At 71.0% G+C, this 4,212-nt stretch carries 2 protein-coding genes; both read left to right on the plus strand.

Annotated features, from left to right (window positions below; all coding sequences use genetic code 11):
• A partial coding sequence (locus ACIWVC_RS26615; protein ID WP_396454730.1) for an NACHT domain-containing protein occupies positions 1-2,313 on the plus strand: 2,313 nt, incomplete at its 5' end.
• Positions 2,314-2,646: 333 nt separating this feature from the next.
• On the plus strand, positions 2,647-4,182 hold the full coding sequence (locus tag ACIWVC_RS26620) for a DHA2 family efflux MFS transporter permease subunit (RefSeq protein ID WP_396449206.1): 1,536 nt from the start codon (positions 2,647-2,649) through the stop codon (positions 4,180-4,182).
• Positions 4,183-4,212: the final 30 nt, after the last annotated feature.

Here is a 4,212-nt window from a genome sequence, read left to right on the forward strand (position 1 = left end):
CTGCGGGACTGGAACGGGTGCGTCCCGTTCGTCGTCAAGCTGCGGAGCCACGCGGGCAAGCCGCTGCCGCGTCCCGAGGAGTTCATCGACGACGTCGCCGGCCATCTCGCCGGGATCATGCCGCGCGGGTGGGCGCACCGGCGGCTGGGGTCCGGCCGGGCGCTGCTCCTCGTGGACGGCGTGGACGAGGTCCCCGGCGCCCAGCGCCAGGCCGTCCGGACGTGGCTCAAGGGGATCGTCGGCGCGTTCCGCGGGATCCGGATCATCGTCACCTCGCGTCCGGCCGCCGCCGGCTCCGACTGGCTGCGGGCCGAGGGGTTCGCGACGGCGTTCCTCGAGCAGCTGGCCCCGGCGGACATCCGGACGCTCGTCCGGCACTGGCACAACGCGGTCCGCGACTGCCCCGACCTGCCCTGCCCGCCGCAGCGCCTCCCCTCGTACGAGGCGCGGCTCCTGGCCCGGCTGGAGTCGGCGCCGCACCTGCGGACGCTCGCGTCCAGCCCGCTGCTCGCCGCCATGCTGTGCGCGCTCAACCTCGACCGGGAGGTGCTCCCCCGCAACCGCATGGGCCTGTACGGGGCCGCGCTGGACATGCTCCTGGAGACGCGGGACGCCAGACGCGGCATCCCGAGCGCCCTCGAACGCGACCAGAAAGTCCGCATATTGCAGGACATCGCCTGGCATCTCTCGACCAGCTCCCGCGTCGAGTTGCCGAAGCGCATGGTGGAGCGGCTCGTCGCCGACCGGCTGGCGTCGATGCCGCAGGTCCGGGTCCCTCCGGACGAGGTCCTGGGCGAGCTGCTCCAGCGCAGCGGCGTACTCCGCGAGCCGGTGCCGGGGCGCATCGACTTCGTGCACCGGACCGTCCAGGAGTACCTCGCCGCCAAGCAGGCCGCGGACCTCGGCGACATGGAGCTGCTCGTACAGCACGCGCACCGCGACACCTGGCGTGAAACGGTCATCATGGCCGCCGGCCATGCCAACGAGCCCCTGCGCCGCGAACTCCTGAGCGGCATTTTGGCCCGTGCCCGCGCCGAAAGGCGGCAGGGCCGCGCCCTGAAGCTCATGGCGATCGCCTGCCTGGAGACCCTCCCCTCCGTACCGGACGATCTCCGCAGCGACCTCGACGAATGCCTGGACGACCTCATCCCGCCCCGTGACGAGGCGTCCGCCCGGTCCCTCGCCACCGCCGGCGAACCGGTCCTCGCCCGGCTGCCCGAGACCCTCGACGGGCTCAGCGAGGCCGCTGCTTCGGCGACGGTGCAGACTGCCTGGCTGATCAACGGGCCCGGCGCGCTGGACCTCCTGGCGCGCTACGCCCGCGACACCCGGCGGCGCGTGCGCGACGAACTGAACCAGGCGTGGAGCTACTTCGACGCCGACGAGTACGCCGAGCATGTCCTCGGCCGGTCTCCTGCGGGCGGAACCCTGAGGATCCACCGGCAGCCCCGGCAGATGGAAGCACTCGGAAAGGTGCCCCCGCTATCCGACCTGAGCGTCGATGCCGAGGACATCGACGACTTCGATTTCCTCAGCCCTCACGCCGGCGAGTTGGTCCAGCTGAGCCTCGAGGCGGAGAACCTGGTCCCGGATCTCGCAGGTTTGCCGCCCCTCCCGGCCCTGCGCAGCCTTGAGATCGTGCTCCCCAGCCACTTGCTCGGCGACCTCGCTTTCCTGGACGCCCTGCCCCGGCTCGACGAGCTCTGGCTGTCGGACTGCGAGAGGATCAGCGAATTCTCCCCGGTGAAGCGGCAGACGGAGCTGACCCATCTTTCGCTGTTCGGCTGCACCCGCCTGGCGAGCCTCGACGAGCTCCCCCTCGGGCGCTTGCGGTCGTTGGACATCAGCGACACGGACCTCGCCGGCGGCTTCGCGGACATCGGCGCGAAGATTCCCGGGCTGCGTCAGCTGTACGTGGGGCGCTGCGACGGGTTGACGGACCTCCGTCCGCTGGCCGACCTGCCGCTCACCGATCTCTGGATCCCGGGCTGCAAGCAGGTGACCGACTTCGGATCGCTCTCTCTCCTGACCGGCGTCCGGAGGCTGCACGTGGGCTGGTCCGAGATCGAGGACCTCCGGCCGCTGCAAAGCCTCCCGCGGCTGACGCTTCTCGATCTCGAGAACTGCCGGCGGCTCTCCGACCTGGGACCGCTGGCGTCCCTGCCGAGCCTTCGCGAACTCATCCTGGCCGACGCCGCGCCAGGGCTGGATCTGTCGCCCTTGGCCGCCAACCGCAGGCTGACGGTGACGATCCGGGCGGGGCAGGACGTCCGCGGGGCCGAGGCGCTGGGACGGCGGTTGAAGATCCGCTGATCGGCCCCCTCAGCGGCACCGCCGGCGGGGCCGGGTTCTTCTCGCCGAAGCGATGAGTTCCGGGGCGGGCGGCGGTCTGCCCCTGTGACCCGCGAAGGGAGGAGTCCGGTGTCTGATGCGTCACATCTCGTTGACCTCGACCTTGGTCGAGGTCGCACCGTGAACAGCGGAGAGCTGGGGGGTTCTGTCGTAGGGCGCTGGAATACTCCCGGAGCGCGCGAAGTTTAACGGTTCGCGAAAGTGTCAGTCGCTGCAGTATTTTTGCGGCTCACCCCCTGAAACGTGCCCACGGTCCTGCGTGCCCGCGTGCGGGCCCCGACGATTGGAAGAGAGTTGACCGCTCCCGCGTCTCAACAGACGGCGGACGCCCCGCTGAAGGGATCCGGCGCAGGCGGTGGTCTCGACCGCGGCGTCCTCGCCGTGGCCGGGGTCGTCGTCCTCGGCGCGATCATGTCCATCCTGGACGTGACCGTCGTCAACGTGGCCATCAACGACCTGGCCAAGGAGTTCAGCACCTCGCTGGCGACGATCCAGTGGGTGGCGACCGGCTACACGCTCGCGCTCGCCACCGTGATCCCCGTCACCGGATGGGCCTGCGCGCGGTTCGGCACCAAGCGCCTGTACATGGTCTCGATCCTGCTGTTCGTGACCGGCTCGACGCTCGCCGGCCTGGCGTGGTCGGCCGAGTCGCTGATCGTCTTCCGGGTGCTGCAGGGCCTCGGCGGCGGCATGATCATGCCGGCCGGCATGACGATCATGACGCAGGCGGCCGGGCCGCAGCGGGTCGGCCAGGTGATGAGCATCGTCGGCGTGCCGATGCTGCTCGGCCCCATCCTCGGCCCGATCATCGGCGGCTGGCTCGTCGACGACGTGTCGTGGCGCTGGATCTTCTTCATCAACCTGCCGATCGGCATCGTCGCGCTGGCGCTGGCGGCGAGGATCCTGAAGAAGGACGAGCCGAAGCCGGCCGAGCGGCTCGACCTGCTCGGGCTGATACTGCTGTCCCCCGGCCTGGCGTCGCTGATCTACGGCGTGGCCAGGGGCGCCGAGGCGCGCGACTTCCTCCAGACCGAGCCGCTGGTGTTCACGGTGGCCGGCGCGGCGCTGATGATCGCGTTCGTGTTCCGGGCGCTGCTCGCCCGCACTCCGCTCATCGACCTGCGGCTGCTGAAGCGCCGGTCGGTGGCGGCGGCGTCCGGCACCATGGTGCTGTTCGTGACCGCGTTCATGGGCGCGATGCTGCTGCTGCCGCTGTACTACCAGGTGGTGCGCGGTGAGGGCGCGATGGCGGCCGGCCTGCTGCTGGCGCCGCAGGGCCTCGGCGCGATGGTCACGATGCCGATCGGCGGCAAGCTCACCGACCGGATCGGCCCCGGGCGCGTCGTGCTCGGCGGCCTGGTCGTCGTGACGCTGTCGGTGGCGTCCTTCGCGGCGGTGCTGCAAGGCGACACGTCCTACTGGACGCTGGGCGGCGTCCTGTTCGTGATGGGCCTCGGCATGGGGCTGACGATGATGCCGACGATGGCCGCGGCCATCCAGACCCTCGCCCATGACGAGGTGCCGCGGGCCAGCACGATGCTGAACATCATCCAGCAGGTGTCGGCGTCCATCGGCACCGCGATGATGTCGGTGCTGCTGGCGAACCAGCTCACCAGCAAGCTGGGCGGCGGGGCCGGCGGCGAGATCGGCAGCACCGAGAAGGTGCCGCCGGCGATCATGGAGAAGATCGCCGGGCCGATGGCGGACGCGTTCCAGCACACCTACTGGTACGCGGTCGGCCTGATCGCCCTGGCGTTCCTGCCGGCGCTGCTGCTGCCGCGGCGGAAGCCGGAGGCCGCGGCGGTCGACGCGCCGGTGCCGATCCACTAGGCCGGGCCGCTGGGCCGGGCCGCTGGGCCG

This window comes from Actinomadura sp., from assembly GCF_044508335.1.
Lineage (GTDB): Bacteria > Actinomycetota > Actinomycetes > Streptosporangiales > Streptosporangiaceae > Spirillospora.